The organism is Actinosynnema sp. (assembly GCF_052038725.1).
This window is the reverse complement of sequence record NZ_JBQGCX010000854.1, coordinates 1-1,930: the sequence shown is the minus strand read 5'-3', so window position 1 is coordinate 1,930 and position 1,930 is coordinate 1. Positions and strand designations below refer to the sequence as shown.

1 protein-coding gene is annotated in these 1,930 nt (G+C 80.2%); it reads left to right on the top strand.

Annotated features, from left to right (window positions below):
• Positions 1-1,930: beta-ketoacyl synthase N-terminal-like domain-containing protein (locus ACTUAL_RS17480; RefSeq protein ID WP_440901024.1), on the top strand; the 1,930-nt coding region annotated here is incomplete at both ends.

The window sequence follows — 1,930 nt, the reverse complement described above, 5'->3', positions numbered from 1 at the left end:
CCGCAGGTGGACGTGGTGCTGGGCGGCGACGCGGAGATCGCGACGGCGTCGCTGGCGCTGCTGTCCCCGACCGGCCTGCTGGTGGACGTGGGCGGCTGCGGCCCGCGCGAGGACCCGTGGTGGCGCGGGTTCGACCTGGCCGGGGTGGACCCGGACGTGCTGGTCGCGGTGTTCGCCCGGCTGCTGTCGGACGGGGTGGAGCCGCTGCCGCTGCGCGCGTGGGAGCTGCGGAACGCCGGTGAGGCGCTGCGGCACCTGGCGACCGGCGGCCACACCGGCAAGGTCGTGCTGACCGCCCCGGCGCGCGCCAGGCGCGGCACGGTGCTGGTGGTCGGCGGCACCGAGGGCCTCGGCGCGGCGGTGGCCGGGCACCTGGCCCCGCACCACGACCACCTGGTGCTGGTGGGCCGCGTCCACGACGCGTGGGAGCTGCGGCGGGAGCTGGAGGAGCGCGGCGCGGCGGTCACCGTGGAGGCGGGCGACCCGGACGACGCGCGGGCGCTGGCCAGGCTGGTGGACGCGCACCGCCCCACCGGGGTCGTGCACGCGCCGCGCCCGGTGGCGGACGTGTCGGCGGCGCTGCGCTCGGCGACCGGGACCGCGTGGGCGCTGCACGAGGTGACCCGGCACCGCGACCTGGACTTCTTCCTGCTGCTGCCGTCGGCGCGGCCCGCCGGGCAGGCGGACGCGGCGGTGGCGGCGTTCCTGGAGGCGCTGGCCGTGCACCGCAGGGGGTTGGGGCTGCCCGCGCAGGCGGTGGGCCTGGACGACCCGGCGCGGGTGCCGGAGCTGCTGGAGACCGCCCGCGCGACCCCGCACACGGTCCTGGTGGCGCTGGACGAGGCCCCGCCGCCCCGCGCGCCGTTCGTCGAACCCCAGGCGCCCCGAGCGCTTCCGGTCGAAGCGGGGGAACCGGAGGTCGGCGCGGAGCCGGAACCGCGGGTGGAGGTCGTCGAGCGTCCCCCCGCTCCCCCGGCCGACGACCCGGTGGTCGTGATCGGCATGGCGTGCCGCCTCCCCGGTGGCGTGGAGACCCCGGACGACCTGTGGGACCTGGTGCTGTGCGGCGGGACCGAGGCGCGGCACGGCTGGGACGTCGCCGAGCTGCTCGACGCCGAGGGCGCCCCGAGGAGCGCGGGCCTGCCGGGCGCCGACGAGTTCGACGCGGCGTTCTTCGACATCAGCCCTGGCGAGGCCACCGCCATGGACCCCGGTGAGCGGCTGCTGCTGGAGGTGGCCTGGGAGGCGCTGGAGCGCGCGGGCGTGGACCCGGAGGCGCTGCGCGGCGGCCCGGCGGGCGTGTTCACCGGGACCGCGGCCGGGGACGGCGACCCCTCGGCGCGGGTGTCGCGCACGCTCGGCCTGTCCGGTCCGGCGATCACCGTCGCGGCGGCGGACTCCTCGTCGCTGGTCGCCGTGCACCTGGCGGCGCGGTCGCTGCGCGCGGGCGAGTCCGGGCTGGCGCTGGCCTGCGGGGTCGCTGCGGGCGGGGCGCCGGGCGGGGCGCCGGGCGGGGCGGAGCGGGCCGAGGGCGTGGGCGTGCTGGTGCTCCAGCGGTTGTCCGGGGCGCGGCGCGCGGGACGCCCGGTGCTGGCGGTGCTCGCGGGCAGCGCGGTCACCCAGGGCGTGGCGGCGCGCGAGCGGGTGGTGCGCGCGGCGCTGGCGGAGGCGGGGCTCGCGGCGCGGGACGTCACCGCCGTGGAGGCCACCTCCGGCGATCCGGGCGAGGGCGCGGAGCTGCTGGCCGCCTACGGCCGCGACCGGCCGTCGCCGGTGCGGGTGGGCTCGCTGCGCCGGGCCACCGGGCACACCCTGGCCGCCTCCGGCGTCGCCGGGGTGATCAAGGTGGTGCAGGCGATCCGGCACGGGCTGCTGCCGGTGGAGCGCGAGGGCGGCGCGGCGCGGGAGGCCGAGCCGTGGCCGGGGGTGC